General features: G+C 47.2%; 17 protein-coding genes. 11 read left to right on the top strand and 6 right to left on the bottom strand.

Going from position 1 to position 23,328, the window contains the following annotated elements; genetic code table 11:
- Positions 1-751: 751 nt before the first annotated feature.
- The 4 genes from G9Q97_RS19465 (at position 752) to G9Q97_RS19450 (ending at position 3,149) form a co-directional block, all read left to right on the top strand.
- Positions 752-1,315, top strand: a complete 564-nt coding sequence (locus tag G9Q97_RS19465) for a hypothetical protein (RefSeq protein WP_166149921.1) — start codon at positions 752-754, stop codon at positions 1,313-1,315.
- 492 nt (positions 1,316-1,807) lie between these two features.
- Complete coding sequence (locus G9Q97_RS19460; protein WP_166149919.1) at positions 1,808-2,518, top strand: DUF3575 domain-containing protein; 711 nt, start codon at positions 1,808-1,810, stop codon at positions 2,516-2,518.
- 54 nt (positions 2,519-2,572) lie between these two features.
- Positions 2,573-2,893, top strand: a complete 321-nt coding sequence (locus G9Q97_RS19455) for a hypothetical protein (RefSeq protein WP_166149917.1) — start codon at positions 2,573-2,575, stop codon at positions 2,891-2,893.
- 13 nt (positions 2,894-2,906) lie between these two features.
- Positions 2,907-3,149 (top strand): hypothetical protein, encoded by a 243-nt coding sequence (locus G9Q97_RS19450; protein ID WP_166149915.1) that lies wholly within the window; start codon positions 2,907-2,909, stop codon positions 3,147-3,149.
- Between the two features lie 122 nt (positions 3,150-3,271).
- Here G9Q97_RS19450 and G9Q97_RS19445 read toward each other — a convergent pair whose 3' ends face one another.
- The 3 genes from G9Q97_RS19445 to G9Q97_RS19435 all read right to left on the bottom strand — a co-directional run bounded on the left by G9Q97_RS19445 (position 3,272) and on the right by G9Q97_RS19435 (position 6,662).
- Positions 3,272-4,072: a LytR/AlgR family response regulator transcription factor gene (locus tag G9Q97_RS19445; RefSeq protein WP_166149913.1), complete on the bottom strand. Its 801-nt coding sequence runs from the start codon at positions 4,070-4,072 to the stop codon at positions 3,272-3,274.
- Positions 4,069-5,973 carry a tetratricopeptide repeat-containing sensor histidine kinase gene (locus G9Q97_RS19440; protein WP_166149911.1) on the bottom strand — a complete coding sequence of 635 codons (1,905 nt, stop codon included), beginning with the start codon at positions 5,971-5,973 and terminating at the stop codon, positions 4,069-4,071. The genes G9Q97_RS19445 and G9Q97_RS19440 overlap by 4 nt, the downstream gene beginning before the upstream one ends.
- A 542-nt stretch (positions 5,974-6,515) precedes the next feature.
- The gene (locus G9Q97_RS19435) at positions 6,516-6,662 is read right to left on the bottom strand and encodes a hypothetical protein (protein ID WP_166149909.1); all 147 of its coding nucleotides are present in this window, start codon (positions 6,660-6,662) and stop codon (positions 6,516-6,518) included.
- 240 nt (positions 6,663-6,902) lie between these two features.
- On the opposite strand from G9Q97_RS19435, the gene G9Q97_RS19430 reads away from it, so the two are divergent.
- Positions 6,903-7,139: a hypothetical protein gene (locus G9Q97_RS19430; RefSeq protein WP_166149907.1), complete on the top strand. Its 237-nt coding sequence runs from the start codon at positions 6,903-6,905 to the stop codon at positions 7,137-7,139.
- A gap of 64 nt (positions 7,140-7,203) precedes the next feature.
- On the opposite strand, the gene G9Q97_RS19425 is transcribed toward G9Q97_RS19430, so the two are convergent.
- Positions 7,204-7,485, bottom strand: coding sequence for a hypothetical protein (locus G9Q97_RS19425; protein ID WP_166149905.1), 282 nt, complete (start codon positions 7,483-7,485; stop codon positions 7,204-7,206).
- Positions 7,486-8,602: 1,117 nt separating this feature from the next.
- On the opposite strand from G9Q97_RS19425, the gene G9Q97_RS19420 reads away from it, so the two are divergent.
- The 6 genes from G9Q97_RS19420 to G9Q97_RS19395 all read left to right on the top strand — a co-directional run bounded on the left by G9Q97_RS19420 (position 8,603) and on the right by G9Q97_RS19395 (position 15,066).
- Positions 8,603-9,658 (top strand): carboxypeptidase regulatory-like domain-containing protein, encoded by a 1,056-nt coding sequence (locus G9Q97_RS19420; RefSeq protein WP_166149903.1) that lies wholly within the window; start codon positions 8,603-8,605, stop codon positions 9,656-9,658.
- Positions 9,659-9,850: 192 nt separating this feature from the next.
- A complete protein-coding gene (locus G9Q97_RS19415) occupies positions 9,851-10,087 on the top strand; it encodes a hypothetical protein (protein WP_166149901.1) in 237 nt (78 codons plus the stop codon).
- A 183-nt stretch (positions 10,088-10,270) separates the two neighbouring features.
- On the top strand, positions 10,271-10,735 hold the full coding sequence (locus tag G9Q97_RS19410) for a hypothetical protein (protein ID WP_166149899.1): 465 nt from the start codon (positions 10,271-10,273) through the stop codon (positions 10,733-10,735).
- Positions 10,736-10,789: 54 nt separating this feature from the next.
- Positions 10,790-11,311, top strand: a complete 522-nt coding sequence (locus tag G9Q97_RS19405; RefSeq protein ID WP_166149897.1) for a tetratricopeptide repeat protein — start codon at positions 10,790-10,792, stop codon at positions 11,309-11,311.
- Positions 11,312-11,314: 3 nt separating this feature from the next.
- The gene (locus tag G9Q97_RS19400; RefSeq protein WP_166149895.1) at positions 11,315-12,853 is read left to right on the top strand and encodes a S1C family serine protease; all 1,539 of its coding nucleotides are present in this window, start codon (positions 11,315-11,317) and stop codon (positions 12,851-12,853) included.
- 35 nt (positions 12,854-12,888) lie between these two features.
- Positions 12,889-15,066 carry a caspase family protein gene (locus G9Q97_RS19395; RefSeq protein ID WP_166149893.1) on the top strand — a complete coding sequence of 726 codons (2,178 nt, stop codon included), beginning with the start codon at positions 12,889-12,891 and terminating at the stop codon, positions 15,064-15,066.
- A 191-nt stretch (positions 15,067-15,257) separates the two neighbouring features.
- On the opposite strand, the gene G9Q97_RS19390 is transcribed toward G9Q97_RS19395, so the two are convergent.
- Both G9Q97_RS19390 and G9Q97_RS19385 read right to left on the bottom strand, forming a co-directional pair.
- Positions 15,258-18,578: a CHAT domain-containing protein gene (locus G9Q97_RS19390; RefSeq protein ID WP_166149891.1), complete on the bottom strand. Its 3,321-nt coding sequence runs from the start codon at positions 18,576-18,578 to the stop codon at positions 15,258-15,260.
- 70 nt (positions 18,579-18,648) lie between these two features.
- Positions 18,649-23,277: a tetratricopeptide repeat protein gene (locus G9Q97_RS19385; RefSeq protein ID WP_166149889.1), complete on the bottom strand. Its 4,629-nt coding sequence runs from the start codon at positions 23,275-23,277 to the stop codon at positions 18,649-18,651.
- Positions 23,278-23,328 lie beyond the last annotated feature (51 nt).

The raw sequence follows: 23,328 nt of genomic DNA, 5'->3' as shown, positions 1-23,328 counted from the left end.
TATAGCAGATTGCCAGATAGGAATTGCTTACTTTTTTTTCATCTCTTGCTGAAGCTTGCCGCAGCCCGAATGCTTTTTATTCGATTCCTGAGTGCATTAAACCTACGAATGGCATAAAATCTGCAGAAAAGTGGCGCAGATTATAATTTTTTTCTCTGGTTGTTGGGTACTCGTTTGTTAGAGGGATTGTCCATCTGCTCCTGATGCATCTACGGCCTTCCCGATAACTTTTTGGGGCTCGCTATTACTGCGATTTACCTTACGCAAAGAGGGTTAAATCGTGTCTTATCACATCTATAGCGCATATCATAATTAGAGTAATGGGGTTTACCACAAACCCCATTACTCCCTGATAATCCATCTTTACGGTATTGTATGGCATCTTGACGAATTTTATTCTGATGTGCCCATTCGGATCAGGTAAATTTCCTCAAGAAAATCTTCGACCCCTGAGGTAGGCGCGACTAAAAAGAAACGGCCCGGTTGTATCGAGCCAAGGCTGTTTCATCTCGATGGATACGTGGATTTCTTCGAAGGTACCGATGCATCATTAACCGAATTTTAACGAATTAACCACAAAAAAAAATAAAAACCAATAATTGAAACTGATCCGGAGTAGATACGAATTTCTCTGGTTCAGGCATAACGAGCTTGCAGTCGATTCCAGGATGCTACCTGCCTTGACCAGAGAACAGGTAAAAACAAAATTAATTAAATAAAAACAGTTTAAAAATTTAAAAAAACAACAACCATGAATCGTTTAAAAATCAAAATTGCTTTCGCTTTAGCCTGTATGATCGGCTATTTTGCCAATGGTACCGTCCTTCTGGCCCAATCGGTAAAGGAGAATACCTTCTACACCGTTGCCGTGGATCCAACTTTCGGTGGCAATAGTAATTTCGTGTCTGTCCCACCCGTTTCGCTCTATATGGAGAAAGGGATTGCTGATTTTTTGAGCGTTGGTCTTGCCGTTGGCGCTGATATGCGCAAGTGGGTATCCACGGAAAACACCTTGGCTCTCGGACTTACTGGCAGATTCGTTGGATATGCATTTCAGGCAGTCGAGAAATTTTCCGGAGATGAAGTTACAGTAGCTGGATTAGAACCCTATTTTGGGTTTACGTATGGACGGTATTGGCCATGGGCGTTTGAGGAGAACGGATCACTTTTAAGCTTCAGCGGATTTGGAGTGGTACTTGGTACCCGCTGGTACCCCGGTGATTCCCGGAACTTTGGCTTGATGCTGGAGTATTCCTCCAGAGGAAATACCGGCATGGGGTCAGGAATAAATGTGGGAGTCACCTTTGGACGTTGATTTTATTGAGATAGTGATTTCGGATGATGGATGGAAAAATCGAAATAGAATGAGTTAGACCGAATAAAACTTACTACTACGCTGACCACACCATCATCCGACCACCGATTCCATCAAAGAACGTCCATGAACGCATTGCAAATGGTCAAAGCAAGTTTGACTCATTGGGAAATAGAATGCTTTTAGAATCTTAAAAAACGCTAAAAATATTCACGAAGAAGATAGGAAGGTTAGCGAGTTTTATCCAACGCCCAACGGAACAATTCTTAAAAGTAGTTTTCCTCATGCTGCCTTTTCAGCACTATCTACAAGGTAAGATCTGATTGGAATCTGGTTACGAAATATTACTTAGCATATGAGTAGTAACCCTATCCCGTCTTTTATGATCGCTGCAATAAGTGGTACCTATATCGTTTAAGAAAATCAAAAAAAAACACCCAACACCTTAAAAATCAATAAAAAATGAAAACGAATTTTGCAATTATTATAGTAATGGTCCTCCACGGGCTATCAGTTGGTACGTTCGCCCAAGGGGAAGTTTCGGCGGACTTTGACAGGAATATTGGAAAGCTAAACCTAACGGCACTTCCATTAGGTAGCATCGACCTACAGTATGAAAGGGTAGTGGCACGAAAGATGTCAGCGGCACTGGGCTTGCGCATGGTACCGGGAGGGGGGCTGCCGTTTGCCTCCGTGTATACGACCGGGGACGAACAGGATGCCTTGGCACAGATAGACAGACTGGAATTTGGAAACTTCGCAATTACCCCGGAGTTCCGGTTTTATTTGGGAAAACACGACGGGCCACGGGGATTTTATATCGCTCCTTTTGCGAGATATAGCGTTATTAATGCGGAGATCCCAGACTACGCCATCAGTTCGACTGAAGAAACCATAAATCTTGATGGAAAAATTAGTGGGATTTCAGGAGGGCTGATGCTTGGTTCTCAATGGAGGTTGGGGAGCAGGATTTACCTGGATTGGTGGATTTTGGGGGCAGGGTATGGCTCCTCGTCTGGTGAACTAAATGGAGTAGGAACTTTATCCTCAACCGAACAGCAAGACCTTCGAGACGATTTTTCTGACTTAGACATCGCAGTGGTTTCAACAGAAACAACGGTTGATGCCAATGGGATTCGAGTTGGCTTTGATGGTCCATGGGCTACACTTCGCGGTGGTCTTTTACTTGGAATCAAATTTTGACCGGCAAATCAGCCTTTATTGTGACGATCCTTTATTATTATACATGTTGATAATATGAAACGTTTATTAATTGGTTGTTTTCTGATCTCTACTTTTATTGTTTCGAGCTGCTCTTCACATGAAGCCATGGAACCTGAGGATGAAACTGGCGCCGAAATTCCAGCAGAATTTTGGGAATCCCTCGGAGACGGAAAGGTAGCTGCCAAGGGGACGCTAAGTGGCAAAATTGGAAATGAATCCTCTTCAGCAGATTTGAAATCCGTTAGTTTTACCGATTTTCAGGATATTCCGGGTTTTGCCACCCAAATGGTTTCTTTGGTTGCGCTTGTTTTAAAGCCCGATCGAGATGAAATGATTAATTCCTTACAACAATGAGATTTTAGATGGGGTGGATTATAAGCAGGCCGATAACGCAACCATTGTGGGTTTATATGGAGTAGGAAAAGACAATTACGTTTCCCGCTTGACTAACCAAATGGAGTTACGGTTTCAAAAGTTGGATTTTGGCTCGGGACTTGCCTCAGGTTCATTCAACGGGCGTTTGCTGCCATTTTCCGGGGCAAGTAATCAATCGTCAGATACTTTTGAGATCGAGTTTGAAAATATTGAGCTTGTGATAGTGGAGGAATAAATATTTAAATCATCTGTTATAGAAAAAGTAGGAAAGAATTGGTGCCATTTTTGACAGCGTATCTATATGTACGATACTGCCGAAACGAATCCGTTTCGGCAGATTTTTACTTTCCCAAAGAGTTATTCGGGTTTGAGTTTAAAACCCAACCGGGCATAGAGGAGTTTTTTGGCATCGCCGTTTCTGGGGATCGGTATGCGGAAAAAGGGTAATTCACCCTTTCTAACTTCCCGAGGCAGGATGACATGGTTATCCTTGATCTGCGTAACCATCGGAAGGTTGATTACGTACTTTCGGTTGATATGGTGGAAATCTCTAAGCAGATATAAGTTATCCCGGTAAAAGTTTTTCAGACCGGGACTTGTAAACGGAATGGGTGTAATATGGTTGATGGTATAGGCGCGAATTAGTTTGTCATCGGCCTCTAGCAGGATCAGCTCTTTAATGGGAATGGCAGTGGCCTCGTTATGGGAGGTAGCGACAAAAATGGATTTATTTTGAATCCCATTTTGGTTAGGCTCCATGGATTCCAGTTTACTCCGTTGGGATTGAAATATGGTGGCAAGTTCAATTTTATCCATCAGTCTGGGGTAATCCACCGGTTTGGGGATAAAGTCAAAGGGCATCAGGTACTTGGCCAGGTTGAACCCCAGGCTTCGGGGCAGACCGGATAAGAACACAATCGGTATGGGGTACGAGCGATTTAAGTATTGTGCCAGACGGATCCCGGCATCCACGTCCTCCCCGAGAGAAATGTCCAGTAGCGCTACTTCAGGCTGTTCGTTCAGTATGATATCCAAAGCTGCCTGGTACGTTGCGGCGGGCCCATGGATTTCATGCGGATCGTCGGAGAAATGTTCGTTGATGGATAGCGCAATTTCTTCCCCAATGAAGGGATCGTCTTCTACGATAAGGATTTTCATAAGTGGGTTTTGGTTTTCTTTGATTGTATGTTAAATCGAATGGAATGGTGGATACCCCCATCGTTTTCGGTGGTTAATATGGCATTCAGGTCAAGGGCAAACTTTTCAATCAGGCCGGTGCCGGTACCCGGGCGATGATTGGCTGTTAAGCCGGATCCGTTATCGTGGTAATGAAGGCCAAGCGTCCCGTTTTCTTCCTGGATTTGAATCAAGATGAGTGGTTTTTCGGTTTTCGAAAAGGCATATTTGGTGCTGTTTCGTAGCCATTCGTCCAGAATGATCGCCAGGCTTAGGATTTGATTTACCGGAAGTATGACGGATGCAGGGCAGTTGAGGGTGATTTGCGTACCGTTATTTTCCAGCTGGAAAATTTCCCTATGGTGGTCTAATAATCCGGAAAGGTATTCGGCCAGCGGGACTTCAAACTCGTCTTCCACATCGTATAAATACCGTTCCAGAGATGCCGCCGTTTGCAGTATCCGTCCGGCCTGTACTAATTCCGATTTTGTACCGGAGTCGGTTGCTTTCCTTCGTATGGCATTGATGACGGTTTGAATTCTGGCCAGGCTATTACTGGTTCGGTGCCGGATCTCTACCTGCTGGGCTTTGATTACCGAGTTTTGATGGCTAATCTTTTCCGATAGTTGTTTTTGGGTATTGAGGTTCCGGTAAGTGATTACCGAAAATAGGGTAAGCAATATTCCCACTACTCCCAGCAGGATACTGGTAGTTTGAAATTGGGCGGACTTGATTTCGAATAAATTGGCTTGTTGGGCAACTTGTTCTTTCTCAAATTCCTTTTCCCGGAGTAAATACAGGTTTCCAAGCTCCTGCACCTGGATTTTTTCTTCCATAAACAAATCGGTTTTCAGGCTGTCCCAAATTTTATAGGTGTAAAGTGCCTGGTCAAAACGATTGGTTTTTTCATATAACTGGACTTTTAGGGCCGTATTTTTGATGGCCAGTTCTTTCGTTTGAATCTCCTGGATAATATGCGCAGCAGAATCCAAATACTTTCCGCTGAGGGAGTAATCGCCCTTTTTTACCCAGTAATCGGCAAAATTGTTATAGCTGATAGCCATCGACTCCGGCTCATTTAATTGGCGGTGGATGGAATAGGCTTCCTGCAAATACGCATATGCGGAATCCAAGAGCGATCGATCAAGGAAAATTTCTCCCATATTATTGAGGGTTGACGAGATGTCCCGCAGGTCACCCAGCATTTTTTTTTGATCAAGTGCCATTGCATTGTAGTGAATACAGGAATCCAGCTCGTTTTTTTGTTGAAAATTGATCGCCATATTATGGTACGCATAGGCGACACCCGCCTGGTCACCGATATTGCTGTAAAGCGCTAGCGACTGCCGAAGGTAATCCATCGACGCCTCGGGCTCATTATTTTGCTGATAAAGCACACCGATAGAGTTGTACAAATCAGCCAGCAGTTCTTTGTCAGGGTCGTTTTTTGTCAATTCCAAGCTTTTTAAATAGTGATCCAGTGCGACCGCATGGAGGCCGATTCGCTGGAAATTAAGCCCGATGCTTCTAGAGAAAGCGACCATAAGGCTGGAGTCTCGGAGGCCCTCCGCATATGCGTACGCAGATTTGTAGTTAGAAATACTGGCCTCGTATTCTCCGATAAGGTTCTGTACGTACCCCATATCGCCATAAATTCTTCTGATGCTGCTAGAATCGACTAGATGAAGTGCTCGGTCTAGGGCCTGATCCAATACAATAGTAGCCGAATCCAGCGCGTACGTGTCGATTAGCAGGTCCACCTTTTGTAGTAAGCTATCTAATTGACTTCGATCCTTTTTTTGCTGCCAGGCAGAAGAAATTACCAAGACAAGGGCAAGTAGCAAATACCGGGACAAGGGATGTTTTGAAAAAGGGGTTTTCATTTCAGTCGGTGGTTTATTAAAAAACATGGCCAGGTATATTATTTTGTAAAACAAGCAGTTAAAGATGGTTTAATTGTGAAAAAAATAAAAGTTAACCTGGTATAATTTAGGTTTTCTACACTCATTTTAGCAATATTTATTTGATTATGTCGGTTATGGTTTATGGTGTTAGCGAGTAGATTCTATTCCTTCAAGAGTCCAGAAACCAGGTCAGCGAATTTATTTTTGGCCTAATTTTTAGATCCTACATTTACGCAGTAGTTGGTTGTGAGGGGGATTTTATCATCCTTTCTTTAACAGATTAACTCATATGTTTGTAATTGCCTTTAAGTCACTATTTTCTAGGTCCGATTTTTTTTGGGAGAATCTCATACGATTAATGACCATCCCTTCCTGTGTCGATTCTTTTATGCCCCACCGCGTACGGTTGGTTCAATTTCAAATCAAAATAAAACCGGTAATACCAATTGCAGGTTTTATAGTATTGAAATCAAAACAGTATCTGGTTTTTCCGATAGTCGGTTTTAGGGAATATTTAGTGTTTACCTACCACCTCTGGCTGGGGTGTCGTCAGACTTGATCATTTCAGCGTTTTCCCGGTTTTTTGGAATCGCATCCTTGTCATCGATCAACCCACATGATCCGGTGAGTAGGGCAAGCGCGAGTAATATAATTGCGTGTGTTTTCATCTTTAGCTTGGTTTAAGGTTTACAATCACCTTTAATCCCCGCTAGAGACCCGTTCACACGGTAGTGCTTATATTTTTTTATCAAATAATAATGGAGGCTTACAGCAGCTTCATAAACAGTGTGCTTCTGCATTGGACAGAAATTGCCCCGAACCGATCAAGCTTGTTAGTTGCCAAACTGAAGTTCTATCCCTTCATCTGGTAGATTGTGGATGCAAGGAGATAGCAAATCACCCACCCAATGGATTTACAAAGTTCTTTCGAATGCTATAGTTTGGAAACCGAAGGAAAGGCAGATACCCTAATGACAATCCGGCGGTACATAGCCCTGACCTTCCTAATAATGGCTAGGGCCTGGAATAGCCGGGCACAAACCCAACTCGACCTGGTTATGCCTGTCGGGCATACAAGTAGGGTTGCATCAGCTCAGTTCTCCTCCGATTGCAAAATCATCGTTACTTCAGCGAAAGGTCATTAAGCCAGACTTTTGGGATAAAATACGTTGTCCCCGCTTGCACGTCTAAATAGGATGGCTACCTGATTTATGAGGAACACACCACCCCAATCTTTGACTGGGTTTTTTTTGGTCTGATTCCAAACTCTTTTTCCATAGATGCGATGGTAAGATTTCTCAGGTTTCCCGTCCTGTGAGATTGGCTGTCTTCACTTCTTTTTCGATGTCGGTAAGATTGGCCCGCCCGTAGGGAAGTAACCAGGGGCTGTCGCCGGGCTTTACGGCCCCTGACTTTGACCATTCCATCACAGGTGCCGGTACCAGATAAACCAGTATCTACCACCACTAATACACTGCCATCCGTACCCAATTTTGTTTGGAGTTGATAGCGTCAGGTACAGAATGCAGCATCCCGGATGCGCTTTTTTATTTGGGAGGTAGCGGTAAGTTTATCTCTGGAACCATATGGGGCACGGGCCCTGTGGTAGCCATAGCAATTGTCCGCTTTTTCATCTTTGGCTTGCCGCCCCTAGCCCAAGAAGTAAATGGCGATGTTATTGCTCTCGTCTGCTTGCAAGAGCTGGGCTTTCCAAGTCATCTGAGACAGATTGTCCGAGGAAGTTTTTGATTTTTTAATCTGGTCTTCCCATGCGGTTAGGCTGCAGGATAGTTCCCAGAAGCTCGATCTGGATACTGCGTTGTTGACATCTTTTTGTGGTATGCTTTGAGTGCCCTTAATCTTTTAAAAATTTCATAAGGTAAATAATGCATCTGATTAATAAAATAATGGGTTTTACGACAAAACACCTTACTCCTAGATAATCCACCTTTACGGTTTTTTATGGCAGCTTGACGAATTTTAGTCGGAAGCGCCCGTTTCGTTTCGGTAAATTTCCTCAAGATAATTCCTCGATCCCCGAGGTAGGTTAGTCTAATAAAAGCTGCTCGGTTGAAGCGTGTCGAGGCTAGACGAGGTATACCCGAATTACTTCTTATGTTTCGATGCGTCATTAAGCGAATCTTCAACAGATTCACCACGAAAACCAAAAAATAAATGAAAAAATTAACCCTAAAGAAACGACCCCAGTGCCTCATCACGCGGCAAGGTGGAGATGCGCATTTATACGACTGACTAAGAAACACGTTTCGGTCAGTGCTTTCAGAATACCTATTTGCCCAGGTCGGAGTGCCGTGAAAAGGCCGATTTCAAGTTAACAAAATAGTTCCCGAATGTTCAACAAATTAAATCGTAACCAACAGAAATTCAATAAATATTTAAAAAGGTGATTTCGCCGCGGGAAATTAGGGTATCAACCAATTTTAATGGTTGGAAAAAAAGATATTCAACGAAAACCCTAACAAAGCTGCGTTTCGCCCTCAACGTATGTACTAAATTTCAACTTCTTAACTGTATCACTATGACACGAATTATCTTTACAGGAACAAACAACCGGCTACTTTTGCTGTTCCTGAGCATCTTCTCTCTTATGTTCGCTTCCTGTAACGAGGAAGAAGAAACAGTTGGCTCAACGCTAGCAGGTGCCGTCGTCAATACCACCGGTATCGGCGTAGCCGGGGCCACCGTATCCCTTTGGCGTTCTGGCGAGAGTATAGCCAACTATACGTCCACTACGGATGTGGAAGGCAATTACAACCTAATCAATGTCCTGAATGGCGATTACGAATTACGCATCAGGGCTGCCGGGTACGAAGATTACAGTGTTAATATTACCGTAGGTGGAAATAATGTGGATCGCAGCGATACCATCAGAGGAACCGCCCTGATTAGCGGACAGATCATCAACTCCCAGACCGGCCAGGGGCTCTCGGGCGCCGAAGTAACGTTCTCGGCGGACGGAGATACCACCCGCATGGAAGCAGATCTGGTAGTTACCACGGACGAATTAGGCTACTATATCATTGACGGCGCACCGGTGGGTGTTTTTATTCAGGTAGTCCGTAATGAAGGATTCTATCCACAAGTGCAAGAAAACGTAGCTATTACTGAAGGCGAAAATGAGCTTAACCCGGTAACGGCGGTAGAGGGGGTGGCCGAAGGAGCCCTGCGTATTGTCCTTACATGGGGTGTTAGTCCAGGTGACCTGGATTCACACCTGACCGGGCCGTCTTCGAATGGCAGGTTCCACTGCTACTTCTCTTCCAAGAACCCTGTTTCCGAGGTAAACCTTGATGTTGATGATGTCACTAGTTTTGGTCCAGAGACAATCACCATTAGCGAGTTCACAACTGGTACTTATCGCTACTCGGTACATAATTATTCTAATTGGTCCGAGAGCGGTAGTGAAGGGATCGCTAGCTCTCCTGCGAGGGTTGAGGTGTATGGATCCAACGGATTAGTCGCTTCCTTTTCTCCTCCTGCCATAACGCCTGGAAACACCTGGAGGGTGTTTGAGATAGCAGTTGCCGGTAGCAACATTGAAATCGTACCGATTGATGTGTATGTGACTGCTGACTCATACAGCAATATAAATTCATTCCGATTGGCAGGCAAACCATCATTTAAGGATTTGGGTATTTTCTAATGGTTTTTGATTGACATCAAAAAGCCACCGTCCGATGGGTGGTGGCTTTTTTGGTTTGCATTTACACGTTACCTATTACTACCAGAATAAATACGAGAAGGTAGCGGGAAAGCGACTTCATCAGGGCTTGCCTCTTACCGACCGAAGGAAATCAAGTAGTAGGAAGCCCTACCGTCAGAAAAAACCAATCGTATGCGTCCGGCCTGGAAGTTTATAGATGCCATTACAGTGTTTATGCAGGTAGAAATGGATGATTTAGACAAGACCAATCCGTACGTGGAGGGTGCCATGAAACGTGCAGCGAGGTTTCCCGATTTTAGGAATCCAATAAAATTTTGCTACAAAGTAACTGATGAACCTACAGCGATCCGGGTTACCCTGTCCGTGAAAAGACTTTCTGATTCGGCAAGGATTGGACTAATCTGCTGATATTTGTATAGTTACGTTGGGATGTTTTACCATTTATTTTATATATTTCGACACCACTAACCGTCGTTTTGAAAGATGTATTTTGTCGATCATTTTCTTTCTTCTGAAGGTATTCCTTCTGCACTTCAATAAATTCTAAACATAAATTTAATCACTATGCGAAAATTATTTTTCTTCCAACTAATGGTATTTGCATCATTGCTATGCGTTAGCGAGTTTACGTTTGCCCAAGAGCGGTCTGCCGAAGAAGCCGTTGGTTCAGGGGATGCGGTCACTAGTCGAACCCGAGGGGATGACCCAAATATTGAACAGGGTAAAGCCCCAAATGTCAAAGGGGAGTTATCAGAAGACATCGTCCAACCTGCAGATAAAGGCGGAAGAACCAGAGGAACTATCTGTTATGTGAATTTTGATAATTGGACCTCCTGGATAATTGATTGTTACGTTGACGGCCGGTATAAAGGCGACGTAGCGGCTTATGGGGAAGGTGGAGTAACGGTGGGTGCGGGTGATACCCGTGTATATGCGGTCGCCGAGTTCACTGATGGCAGTAAGGTATCTTACGGCCCCGTAACCAAGTATTGCTCCAATGCCGTATTCAACTTTGAAATGCACAGCGATAGTTATAAATACGCTATTGAAAGGTAATTGGTAGCGACCTGCTTCATTTAGAAGCAGGTTCTTAGTTTAATCCACATGATTATGATGCATTGTTTTTACCATGTAGTTACACTTCTGGTATTGGGAAGTTCGTTTTTATCAGTGCAGCAGGAGCCAGCTGTTTATTTTGAAAAAGGTATGGAGCACCTGAAGAATAGATCGCTTGATTCTGCCCTGTATTATTTTAACAAAACGATTGACGCTGATTCTACGTTTCACCAGGCTTATTTTCGAAGAGCCGCGTTGAAAGGGAAGTTGTTTACGGTAGAGAGTGCTATTGAAGACCTTTCCAAAGCGATCGAAATTCAGCCCTCTCCACTATATTTTAATAATCGGGGGATAAATAGAGCCATTCTCGGACAGTATGACGAGGCCGTAGCCGATTACGATAAAGCCATCCAACTGGATGCTACCTATGCTCAGGCCCATTTGAATAAAGGGGCGTCGCAGTATTACTTGGGCAACTACGAACAGGCTTGCACTTCGTACTACAGGGCATATGAATTGGGATTTGAAATGGCGAAACCGTTTCTGGCGGAGGAGTGTGGCTACAAACTAGACTAACCTATGATAAAAATAACAATTGCCTGCTCATTAATTGCCTGCCTGATGCTCAGTGCCTGTGCACAGACTGCTTCTCGTGAGGGACAACGTACTACCTTCATGGAGGGAACGACCGATGGTACAAACCCTGTGTCCGATGTCCTGGAAAATGCGTTGGGTGCCGTGGTCACGGTGGCGGTGTATAAGACCATGCCGGTAAATCGACAACTTGGGTTTCGCGGTCAGGACAGTGAGTTTTCAAAGGTGGCGTATCAAAAAGCCTTGGATCTCTTAGATGCGGACGGTTCGGGAAGTGGGTTTCTGGTGGAAAAAAACGGAGTAAAATACGTGATAACCAATGCGCATGTGGTAGAAACGGCCTCCACTGAGCCAGAAAGCCTCTACATTTTTACTTTCGACCGAGAAAAATACGAAGTGAGGGTGTTGGGTGGAGATTCCTTTTACGACATCGCAGTATTGGAAATACTGGACCCTCTTAAAGAGAATGTGAACGCACTGGCTTTTGCCACGGAAGAGCCCCGGATCGGAGAAAAAGTATTCGCGATCGGTAACCCGGGTGGAGACTATCCCTATACCGTCACCGATGGAATTATAAGTGCCAAAAACCGAGTCAGGGGTGGGCTTACAGGCAAGTTTGGGTTCTTGCAAACTACCGCTACCGTAATCTGGGGAAATAGTGGAGGGCCATTGATCAACGAACGAGGCGAAGTGGTTGGCATCAATTCTCAGATAGCGTTTACGGATGCACCGGATGGAGAACCCCTGTGGCTGTCTCAGATCAATTTTGCGCTAGAGGCTACCTTATCAAATAGACTCGTAGATGATATTCTCAACAATGATGGACGGGTAGCACGAGCGTATCTTGGTTTGGAGATTTCGCAGAGATACCAAACGGTAAGCAACCGGGCTGGCCATGGACTAAGAAAAATAGACAATCAACCCGTAATCAGTAATGTGTTGCCCCGGTCTCCTGCGTCTTTTTGCTGCGAGGAGCTTGTCGGAAGTACCATCCTGGCCATTGCAGGTGAGGAGGTTCGTTCGCTTGAAGAAGCTCTTGGGGTATTGGAAGGTTTGAATGCAGAAGAATCGGTATCCATTACGTATGAAAACGATGGAAGGCAACAATCTGCTACTATAAATGCCATATCTCTGGCTACTCAACAACTGGAAACTATCGCAACTCATTTTCTGGAGCAGATTGAAGAAATAGATGTCGACTATAATGCGCCGTTCGTTTCGTTTACGCTTGATCGGGATCCCTTTTATCAAAGACAAGGAAAAATGTACCAAAAGACTCCGAATTCACTGAATAGCCCCCGAAAATTTGCTATGGTGGCGGCAGGTGTGACCGACCACAGTCATGAACAGATGTGGTTGACGTCCTCGCTCAGCGACCTTGGGGCTGTTCTTAAACTCGCAGGTATGACAGGGGTGCTGGACTTTTATGTGATGGATACCGGTACAGCGGATGGTGACCCTTCCCGCCTTAGAAGATACTTTAGTAATTCTGAACACATCTTGAAAAATACCCTTTGGTACTGAAGGTAGTGTAAAAAAAAATCCTAAATTCAATCGCCTTGAAACGACTTAGCCTACTTATCCTTATCCTAAGCCTCAGTTGTGCAAAAACATCCTCTGAGGCCCCCGAGACGACTTCGGTCAGATCTAATGCACGATCCGGTTGGACCACCGATGAACAGCATGCCTCCACGCCCATTACCTCCGGGAAAAATGGTGCAGCCAACCAAGATTCAGCTCCGAAGATCGATGAAGATAAGTTTGCCCTGATTGTAGCTGTGGGTGATTACGATCCATCTACTGGGTGGAGTAATCTGAGCTCTAATAAGGATGTGCCCTTAATCAAGGCTGCGCTGTCAATGCAGGGATTTGATACAGTCAACAATGTACGCGTAATCCGTGACCGGGAAGCTACCAAAGAGGGGATACAGGATGCGGTGCGCAAACATCTCGTGGCTAACGCGAAGCCGGGTGCCGTCATGGTATTTCACTATTCCGGGCATGGGCAACAGGTATTTGATGACAACGGCGATGAAAAAGATGGATACGATGAAGCGCTGGTACCCTACGACGCTCCAATGGTCTATTCAGATGCCAGTTATCGTGGGGAAAAACATTTAAGGGATGATGAATTGGGCGGTCTCTTTATAGATGTCCGCGAACGACTAGGTCCCAGCGGTGATCTTATTGTGGTACTGGATGCCTGCCATTCGGGTACCGCCACCCGTGGGCTGGGCAAGGCCAGGGGTACTTTGGTGAAAATGGAACCTCCATCGTATACCCCTACAGCCGGTGACCAGACAGGGTGGATTGCGGCAGAAAATGTCGCTGAACTCAGTCCGATGGTAGTGATCAGTGCAGCCAGCGCCGACCAGCTGAACTACGAAGCGCAGGACGAAAATGGTGAATGGGTCGGTTCGTTGTCCCTGGCAGTTAGTAAAACCCTAAGCACCCTGGATGCGGATGCTTCTTACCGGGGATTGTTTGATAAAGTAATGCTGGAAATGAGTTCGCTGGCACCAAGGCAGACCCCTCAGATTGAAGGAGATATCAATCGAAAGATTCTTGCCGGAAAGGCAGTACCCAAACTCGATTATTATACGGTAGTTGATCGGTTTGATAAAAGGAATTTTGCGATCAATGGCGGACAGCTACATTCCATTTTCGAAGGCTCCCGGGTGTTACTATACGACATTGATGTGGAAGATACAAGTGCTGTGGCCCCGAAAGCGAGCGGCTTGGTTGTCGAATCCTATCTGCAGGAAAGTGACATTGAATTGGATGGGGAATTGAGCGAGGAAGAGTTACGAAATAGCTGGGTTTTTATCAGTGATAGGAATTTTGGGAAGATGAAAGTCAATTTGCAGGTAGATGTGCGCAACAATGCCGCGTTTCAGCGTATACTCCAGGCTGAATTTGATAAGGTGCCATTGATTGAGGTGGTTGATGCTGTCCCGGACTTGCTGGTTGAGATGAACAATGACTTTACCAAAAGCCGCGGAACAAATGCATTGCAAATAATTACTTCAAACGATTACGTTTTGTACGAGGGTACCGTCAATGATCGAAACCAACCAGCCATCGCCAGGGAAGTTATAGAGACCGCAATTTCGTATGCCCAGACGGCCTATTTACGGGATTTGGCCATGGCTCAAGAGGATATAAAAGTCCGTTTTGAACTAATTCCTATTGAAGTTGAAAAGCGAGGTAGGGGAACCTACGAAAAATCAAGGATATCCCTAGCGGATAAGATTGGAGCGGATGGGGTTTTGGTGCTAAATGAAGGAGATCATTTCAAAGTTAAATTTATAAATGAGGGGCGTAAGAAAGCCTATATTTCGCTGCTAGATATACAACCGGACAATGTAGTAAATCTGATCATACCGGGTGAACAAGAAACCGCGGAAGAATATGTAGTTGCAGCCAAAGACTCTCTGGAACTAAGCTATATTTTTGAAATTGGTAAACCTTATGGGGTAGAGGTTTTCAAACTGATAGCCACTGAAGAACCCGTTAATCTGGGTCCTATTGTAACCAATCGGGGAGGCAGTACCGCCAGAGGAGAGGTTGCCGATCGCAGGGGAGGCGGTCAGGTTCACCCTCTAGAAGAACTTTTAATCAATAGCTACAAAGCCGAAGACGGTGAAAATACGAGAAGTACAACAACCACCAATGTTCCTCCTTCTTCGGGCCATATAGAGAACTTGGTGTTTAGGATTACGGAGGCGAAGGAATGAAAATTTCTGATTGTTCCAGTACTGACCGGTTTCTTTAACGTTTTACATCCCAGCGGCGTAAAAGAAGAGCCAGTCGCATGCAACTGGACACCCAAGTACAAACGACTTTTAAACAGGACGGTACCAAAGGCTTAAGATTGAGTCAATGCGTTCCTCCAAATGAAAGATTCGTTATCGCTGCATGGTGAACCTCACCCCCCAATCATCACAAAAGCCCCCCAGAAGTAAGGATCCTCGTATTTCTTTTTGATGGTCTGTTGGGCGGCTTTGAAAGCCTGGCGCCTGTCCATATTTTTTTGTAGCCAGTTTTGGTAAAATAGCCCCATCATCTCCTGGGTTTGCTCATCGGCCACCTTCCAGAGGGAGAAGATAACGGTTTCGGCCCCGGCTACCTGAAAGGCCCGCTGCAAACCGTAGACGCCCTCCCCGTTTTTGGTAACACCCAGCCCCGTCTCACAGGCAGAGAGTACCACCAGCTCGGTGCCCCGCAGGTCAAGCAGGGTGGCCTCGTAGGCCGTGAGGATGCCGTCCTCCTGCCCCTCGGGTCGTTGGAAATCCGGATTGCCGCGGTTCTTGAGCGTGGTCTCCGCTCCGGCCAGGTAAAGGCCGCAGCGCAAATAGGGGTTGTCGGAGACGGTTTCCCGCCCAAGGCCGCTCATCAGCATCTCTCGGTTGAAGCCTTCGGCTTGCTGTTCGCTCTCTGGCTCAAAGAACCCGTGGGTGGCGATATGGAGGATACGGGGACTTTTTACTTTTTTCAGGACATCCTCGGAAGCGGCATGCTCCAGCAGGGCCTGGGTAGAAATGCCCTCCCCGTTGAGGATGGAAGCCAACTGCTCCACCTCGGCCAGGGTGCCGGGCAGGGGGCTGATGTTGCTTCGGGTGGAGTCGATGGCGCGGTAGGTCTGGTAGGTACCATAACCGCTGCTGCCCAGGGAAGCCGTGAGCACAGGCATTGCGCGCCCCTGCTGGTAACGCTGCAAGGCATCGGCCACGGCTTCTGGGGAAGCAGGGTAGGTGGGATAACCTGCCAGTACAGCATTATTGTTGGGGACCTGCTGTTTTTTCTTTTTGACCAGGTCCTTGGTCGAGCCGACCCGTTTAATGTCGAGATTTTCCAGGAGGTATTGGCCTGTTTCGGGATTTTTTAGGGTCTGCAGGTTAAGCGTATGGTACACCCCATCGGGGGAGAGGTAGACTTTTTTGGTTCCTCCCAGGGAATCAAGCGCTTCCTGAATGGGCTGCCAGAAGTAGGCATAGAGCGAATCGGCGGGGATGGGGTTATCGCCATCCGCCACCCGGCTTGCGCCCCGCGTGGCAAAAGCGGACTGGTAGCCTTGCGCGCCCCTGTCTTCCAGTTCGGTGCCGTTTTCCAGCAGCACCAGCTGGGGATGCTCCTTCGTTTCGGGCGTAACTATCAGGGCGGCGTAATGGACTGTGTCCGTCCAATTTTTATTATGCCATCTGTACCTGACCAGTTCGATGGCGGCCTCTCCCTGTTGTAGCCCTCGTTGGACCTCCTGCCAGGTGGTGCGCACGGTGTCGGTGGCCTCGGCAAATGCCTCCGAACGGCGGGAAAGTTCTTTTTCGAGCGTATTGGCTTTTTCCAGTGTGGCCTCGGGGGCGATGCCCGCCTGTTCCCGTTCGCTTTTGGGTATTTCCGATTCTTGCAGCCATTGTCGTTTCAGCGCCTGCCAGTCCCCGAACAGGCGGACGGCGGTGGTATCCCCGTTGGCAAGGATGCGCTCCTGCATCTGGGAGCTGCTTTGAAACAGCAACCCTTTCAGCAACAGGGTATTGTTGTATTGGGAGGCGGTGATGGAGGGATTTTCCTTTTTGCGTTTCAGGGCAAAAGAGTGGAATAGCTCGAAATTGGAATTAAAAGTAGTTAGGAACTGCTCTTTTTCCTTCTCGGAAAGGCTGGGAAAAACGGTTCGCAATTGATAGAGGTACACCTGTTGGCCTCGCAACAGAAGTGGCTCTGCCTTAGCGTAACGTCCCATGCTTCGGTACAGTGCTGCCAGATTGTTTAGAGAACTGGCATAGTCGGGGTGGTCTTCCCCCAGCTGCGCTTTCATGATATTGGTGGCCTTTAGTATGAGCGGCTCGGCTTCGGCGTATCGGCCGATGCTTCGGTACAGTTCTGCCAGGTTCGTCAGGCCGGTAGCATAGGAGGGGTGGGCTTCGCCTAGTTTTACTTTCCCAATTTCGGTGGCCTTGAGCATGTGCGGCTCTGCCTCGGCGTACTTGCCCATCTTTTGGTATAACACAGCCAGGTCATTCTGGGATTGCAAATAACCAGGGTGTCCTTCTCCCTGTTGCTGCTTGTAGATATTCATTGCTTTTAGATAATGTGGCTCTGCCTCTGCATACAGACCCATGCGTTGGTATAGCCCTCCCAAGTTGTTCAGGGATTGGGCATAGTCCGGGTGCTCTTCTCCTAATTGTTGTTTTCTAATTTCTGTTGACTTCAGGCAAAGCCGGACTGCCTCCTCATAACGGCCCATGCTCTGATACAGAAATGCCAAAGTGTTCAGGGACATGGCGTGATATGGGTGGTTTTCCCCTAGTTTAAGCTTTATGATTTCCGTTGCCTTAAGGCAGAGCCGCTCAGCCTCAACGTACCGGCCCATGCTTTCATACAGTGTTGCTAAGCTGTTAAGTGAGCCGGCATAGTCGGAGTGGTCTTCCCCTAATTTTTGCTTTATGATTTCCGCTACCTTCAGGTGGAGTGACTCTGCCTGAGCATAACGGCCCATAAGTTGGTACAGTCCTGCTAAACCGTTAAGGGAGGTGAAGTAAAATAGGTGGTCTTCCCCCAGTTTAAGCTTTATGATTTCCGTTGCCTTCAGGTAGAGTGTCTCAGCCTCCACGTAACGAGTCATATCTCTATACAGTGCTGCCATGATACCGAGGAGGGTTGCGTAGTCGGGGTGGTCTTCCCCCAGTTGCCGCTTATCTATTTCCACGGCCTGTAAGTAAAGGGGCTCTGCCTCCACGTATCTACCAATCTTATGGTACAGCCCTGCCAGGTTTTTGAGGGAGCCTGAATAGTAAGGGTGGTCTTCCCCCAGTTGCTTCTTGACAGCGAAGACTTCTTTTTCTGCATACACAATGGCCTCATCATAGCGCCCTTGAGTGGAAAGTTCCATTACTTTTTCATCAAGCACTTCCCAATCACTATTGTTATTTATTTGCTGTTCTGCCAATGCTTGTGCTTTTTCAAAGTATTGCTGCCCCAGCTCCTGTTTATTTACAGCTAGACACAGTTTGGATAGCAGATTATAATAGACAGTGGCAGCTTCAATGTTATTTATCGACTCAAAAGTCCAATCCAGCAGTTCGCGGTGGGGGGCAAGGGTTTCCCAGGCAGCGTGGGAATCACCTTTTCGGTGTTCTTTTATTGTCTTATCTAATGCTTTAAAAGCTCTGTTTATTTCTTTTTTTGTTTGTCCAAAACCCACTTGCCCGAACATTAACAAAAGTAGCAATGGCATCCAGTTTTTAAACATTTCAATTATAGTTTAGAGACGAATTTTTTACGTTAAAATAATTTTTTTAGGCGTTACTGGAAGAAGGATTTTAACTACCAATCATCAAAAAAGCCCCCCAGAAGTAGGGATCCTCGTATTTTTCCTTGATGGTCTGCTGGGCGGCTTTGAAAGCCTGGCGCTTGTCCAGGCCTTTTTGTAGCCAGTTTTGGTAAAACAGGCCCATCATCTCCTGGGTCTGTTTGTCGGCGACCTTCCAGAGGGAGAAGATAACGGTTTCTGCTCCGGCTACCTGGAAGGCGCGCTGCAGGCCGTAGACGCCCTCCCCGTTTTTGGTGACACCCAGCCCCGTCTCACAGGCGGAGAGTACGACCAGTTCGGTACACCGCAGGTCGAGCAGGGTGGCCTCGTAGGCCGTGAGGATACCGTCTTCCTGTCCTGCTGGCCGCTGGAAGTCCGGATTGCTGCGATTCTTGAGCGTGGTCTCCGCCCCGGCCAGGTAGAGGCCGCAGCGCAAATAGGGGTTGTCGGAGACGGTTTCCTGTCCCAGTCCGCTCATAAGCATGTCCTTTTTGAGGCCTTCGGCTTGCTGTTCGCGCTCCGGCTCGAAGAACCCGTGGGTGGCGATGTGGAGGATACGGGGGCTTTTCACTTTTTTTAGCACATCCTCGGAAGCCGCATGCTTCAACAGGGCCTGGGTAGGAATGCCCTCCCCGTCGAGGATGGAAGCCAGTTGTTCTACCTCGGCCAGGGTGCCGGGCAGGGGCTTGATATCGCTTCTGGTCGAGTCGATGGCGCGGTAGGTCTGGTAGGTTCCATAGTTGCTGTTGCCGAGGGAAGCCGTGAGCACAGGCATTGCCTGCTCCTGCTGGTAACGCTGCAGTGCAGCGGCCACGGCTTCGGGCGAAGCAGGGTAGCTGGGATAGCCCGCCAATACGGCGTTATTGTTGTTAGGACGCTGCTTTTTCTTTTTGACCAGGTCCTTGGTGGAGCCGACCCGTTCGATCTCGAGGGTTTCCAGGAGGTATTGGCCTGTCTCGGGATTTTTTAGGGCCTGTAGGTTCAGCGTATGGTACACGCCATCGGGGGAGAGGTAGACTTTCCCGGCTCCGCCCAGAGAATCGAGTGCTTCCTGAATGGGCTGCCAGAAATAGGCATAGAGCGAATCGGCGGGGATGGGATTATCGCCATCCGCCACCCGGCTTGCGCCCCGCGTGGCAAAAGCGGACTGGTAGCTCTGTGCGCCCCGCTCTTCCAGTTTGGTGCCGTTTTCCAGCAGCACCAGGTGGGGATGCTTTTTCATCTTGGGCGTAACGATCAGGGCGGCGTAATGGACCGTATCCGTCCAGTTTTTATTGTGCCACCTGTATCGGATCAATTCGATGGCGGCCTCGCCCTGCTTCAGCTCTTGTTGTATACCCTGCCAGGTAGTGCGCACCGTGTCTGTCGCCTCGGCAAAGGCCTCCGAACGGCGGGAAAGTTCTTTTTCCAGCGTATTGGCCTGAGCCAAGGTAGCATCCGGGGCAATGCCCGCCTGTTCCCGTTCGCTTTTGGGTATTTCCGATTCTTTGAGCCACTGCCGTTTCAGCGCCTGCCAGTCTTCGAACAGACGGATAGCGGTGGTATCCCCACTGGCGAGGATGCGTTCCTGCATTTGTGCGCTGCTTTGGACCAAAAGCCCTTTCAGCAACAGGGTATTGTCAAACTGAGTGGCGGTGATGGCGGGGTTTCCCTCTTGCCGCTTCCCGGCAAAGGAGTGGAAATGTTCAAAGTAGTAATTGAAGGTATTGAGGAACTGCTCCTTTTCCTTCTCGGAAAGGCTGGGGAAAACGGTCTGGAGTTGGTGGAGGTACACTTGTTGGCCTTTCAACAGAAGTGGCTCTGCCTCGTTGTATCGGCCCATGTTTTTGTACAGTAAAGCCAGGTTATTCAGTGAGCTGGCATAGTCAGGGTGGTCTTCGCCCAGTTGCGCTTTTTGGATTCCCATGGCCTGCGTGTACATCGGCTCAGCCTCGGCGTACCGACCTTTGCTTCGGTACAATCCTGCCAAGTTGTTCAGGGATTGGGCATAGTCGGGGTGGTCTTCCCCAAGTTGCGCTTTCATGATTTCGGTGGCCTGTGTGTAAAGTGGCTCTGCTTTCTTATACTGGCCCATGCTACTATAAAGCAAGGCTAGGTTGTTCAGGTTTTGGGCATAGTTGGGGTGATCCTCCCCAAGTTGCTGCTTCCCAATTTGCATGGAATTGATGTAAAGGGGTTCGGCTTCCTCGTAGCGACCCAAGCTACGATATAGTTCTGCTAAGTTGTTCAGAGCTGTGGCATAGTCTGGGTGGTCTTTCCCCAGTGTTTTTTTAAAGCTTTCCTTGGTTTTTAATAATAAGATTTCGGACTCGAAATATCGTCCCATTTTTTTATACAGGGCAGCCAGGTTGTTAAGGGAGGTGGCATAGCCTGGGTGGTCTTCGCCCAGTTTCGCCTCCTTGATTTCCATGGCCTGCATGTAAAGCGGCTCTGCCTCGGCGTATCGGCCCATAATTTCATATAGCACTGCAATGTTTGCCAATGAAGTAGCATAGTTAGGATGGTCTTCCCCCAATTGTTTTTTACTGATTTCCATGGATTGGAGAAAGAGTTGTTCCGCATCTCTGTAGCTCCCTCTGTCTATATAAAGGGTTGCCAAATTAGCTAAGTATCTAGCATAATATATGTGTTTTTCACCAAATTGTTTTTTTCTGATTTGCAATGCTTGTAGTAAGAGGAGTTCACCTTCCCCATAGCGGCCCATTTTCCGGTACAACCCTGCAAGTTCGCCTAGACCGGTGGCATAATATATGTGTTTTTCACCAAATTGTTTTTTTCTGATTTGTAATCCTTGTAGGAAGAGGAGTTCACCTTCCTTATAGCGTCCCATATTCTGGTACAAATCTGCAAGGTTGCCTAAAGAGGTGGCATAATATATATTTTCTTTCCCCAGTTCCTGCTTTATGATTTCGGTGGCATTGCGATAGAGCTGTTCTGCCTCCCTGTAGCGACCCATACTATTGTAGAGATATGCCAAGTTATTGAGGGAGTTGGCATAATCGGGATGATCTTCTCCCAGTTCCCGCTTGTAAATTTCGATGGCCTCAAGATAGAGCGCCTCGCCCCCTGCATAGCGGCCCATTCTTCCGTAAAGCAACGCCAGATTGTTTAGGGAGTTGGCAAAGTCGGGATGGTCTTCCCCAAGTTGCTTCTCCATAATTTCTGTGGCCTGGTGCATGAGTGGCTCTGCCTTCCTGCAGTTGCCCATGTTTTCGCACAAGAAAAGAGCTAAGTTGTTGAGGAGTGTGGCATACTCGGGGTGGTCTTCCCCGAGTTCCCGCTTGTAAATTTCGATGGCCTTACTAAAGAGCTTTTCGATCCCTGCGTAGCGGCCCATGCTTCGGTACAGCAAAGCCAGGTTGTTTAGGGAGGTTGCATAATCGAAGTGATTTTCCCCCAGTTGGTGCTTCGTGATTTCGGTGGCATTATGCATTAGCTGTTCTGCCTCCCCGTATCGGCCCATGTTTTCATATAAAAAGATAGCTAAGTTGTTGATTGACTTGGCATAGTCGGGATTATCTTCCCCCATTTCTCGCTTATAAATTTCGGTGATCTTACGATAGAGGGTTTCTGCCTCCCGGTAGTACCCCATATCTTTATATAGTTCTGCCAAATTGTTGAGAGAAACAGTATAATAGGGGTGCGATTCGCCCAGTTGGTTTTCTAATATTTTCAAGACCTGTTGATAAAGTGGCTCGGCCTCCTCATAGCTACGCATGTCCACATATAGCTCCGCCAAGTTTTTGAGGGATCTGCCATAGTCTAGATGGTCTTCCCCAAGTTGTTGCTTGTAAATCTGGGAGTACTTTATATAGAGCGGCTCGGCCTCCGCATAGCGGCCAATACTTTGTAACGATCCTGCCAAGTTTTCGAGGGCTTGGACATAGAATGGGTGATCTTCCCCCAGTTGCTGTTTATAGGTCTCGGTAGCCCTCCGGAAAAGCGGCTCTGCATCCTTGTAGCGTTCTAAACTATTATAAACCAGTGCCAAGTTGTTGAGGGAGGTAGCAAAGCTGGGATGATCCATACCGAATTCATCTCTGGCAGCAATAACTGATTTTTCCGCATATACCAGTGCCTCTTCATAGCGGCCCTCTTGGCTAAGCCGAGATGATTTGGTTGCTAAATTGTAGTAGCTATTTAAAAATGCCATATCGGCATTTTCACCTTTCAAAAAAACCAATATGGCCTGTTCATTCGAGTTGTTTGCCCATTGCGCTGCTGTCCAGCCGTCTTCATGGCCGGTTTCGAGGTTGTATTCCTTGTCATCCACGGCAATGCCCACCTCTTCAATTAGGTAACGGAGCATATCTAGCTTGCCTTCTCCAGCTGCAATTCCCGTCAGGTTGCCATAGTACGCGGTTTTTTCTTCGTTCAGATAAATCACACCTTTTTTCAGGAAAGGGTCGGCGCCGTTATCGACCAGCCATTGTACCAGTTCCAGATCGGCCCGATAGGCCGCCCACATAAGCGGGGTCGCGCCGTTCGCATCCAGGGCGTTTACATCCGACCCCGCTTCCACCAGTTCCTGGACCTGGGGCAGGTGTCCGGCTTTGATGGCATTGAGGAGCGGAGTTTGGGCTCGGAGTGAAGTCGTGGCTAATACACTAAAAACAAGAAAAAAAAGGAGTCGGTACATGGTAGGTCGGAAGTTCTAAGTACCTAATTTAGAAACCTTTCGATTGCCCTG

The organism is Cyclobacterium plantarum, from assembly GCF_011290685.1.
GTDB lineage: Bacteria > Bacteroidota > Bacteroidia > Cytophagales > Cyclobacteriaceae > Cyclobacterium > Cyclobacterium plantarum.
This window is presented reverse-complemented; position numbering and strand designations above follow the sequence as displayed.

Excerpts from the sequence above, each read along its gene's own strand:
- G9Q97_RS19465 (WP_166149921.1), top strand. The coding sequence starts at position 752 with ATGAATCGTTTAAAAATCAAAATTGCTTTCGCTTTAGCCTGTATGATC.
- G9Q97_RS19460 (WP_166149919.1), top strand. The coding sequence starts at position 1,808 with ATGGTCCTCCACGGGCTATCAGTTGGTACGTTCGCCCAAGGGGAAGTT.
- G9Q97_RS19455 (WP_166149917.1), top strand. The coding sequence starts at position 2,573 with ATGAAACGTTTATTAATTGGTTGTTTTCTGATCTCTACTTTTATTGTT.
- G9Q97_RS19445 (WP_166149913.1), bottom strand. The coding sequence starts at position 4,072 with ATGAAAATCCTTATCGTAGAAGACGATCCCTTCATTGGGGAAGAAATT.
- G9Q97_RS19440 (WP_166149911.1), bottom strand. The coding sequence starts at position 5,973 with ATGAAAACCCCTTTTTCAAAACATCCCTTGTCCCGGTATTTGCTACTT.
- G9Q97_RS19435 (WP_166149909.1), bottom strand. The coding sequence starts at position 6,662 with ATGAAAACACACGCAATTATATTACTCGCGCTTGCCCTACTCACCGGA.
- G9Q97_RS19430 (WP_166149907.1), top strand. The coding sequence starts at position 6,903 with ATGGATTTACAAAGTTCTTTCGAATGCTATAGTTTGGAAACCGAAGGA.
- G9Q97_RS19420 (WP_166149903.1), top strand. The coding sequence starts at position 8,603 with ATGTTCGCTTCCTGTAACGAGGAAGAAGAAACAGTTGGCTCAACGCTA.
- G9Q97_RS19415 (WP_166149901.1), top strand. The coding sequence starts at position 9,851 with ATGCGTCCGGCCTGGAAGTTTATAGATGCCATTACAGTGTTTATGCAG.
- G9Q97_RS19410 (WP_166149899.1), top strand. The coding sequence starts at position 10,271 with ATGGTATTTGCATCATTGCTATGCGTTAGCGAGTTTACGTTTGCCCAA.
- G9Q97_RS19405 (WP_166149897.1), top strand. The coding sequence starts at position 10,790 with ATGATGCATTGTTTTTACCATGTAGTTACACTTCTGGTATTGGGAAGT.
- G9Q97_RS19400 (WP_166149895.1), top strand. The coding sequence starts at position 11,315 with ATGATAAAAATAACAATTGCCTGCTCATTAATTGCCTGCCTGATGCTC.
- G9Q97_RS19390 (WP_166149891.1), bottom strand. The coding sequence starts at position 18,578 with ATGTTTAAAAACTGGATGCCATTGCTACTTTTGTTAATGTTCGGGCAA.
- G9Q97_RS19385 (WP_166149889.1), bottom strand. The coding sequence starts at position 23,277 with ATGTACCGACTCCTTTTTTTTCTTGTTTTTAGTGTATTAGCCACGACT.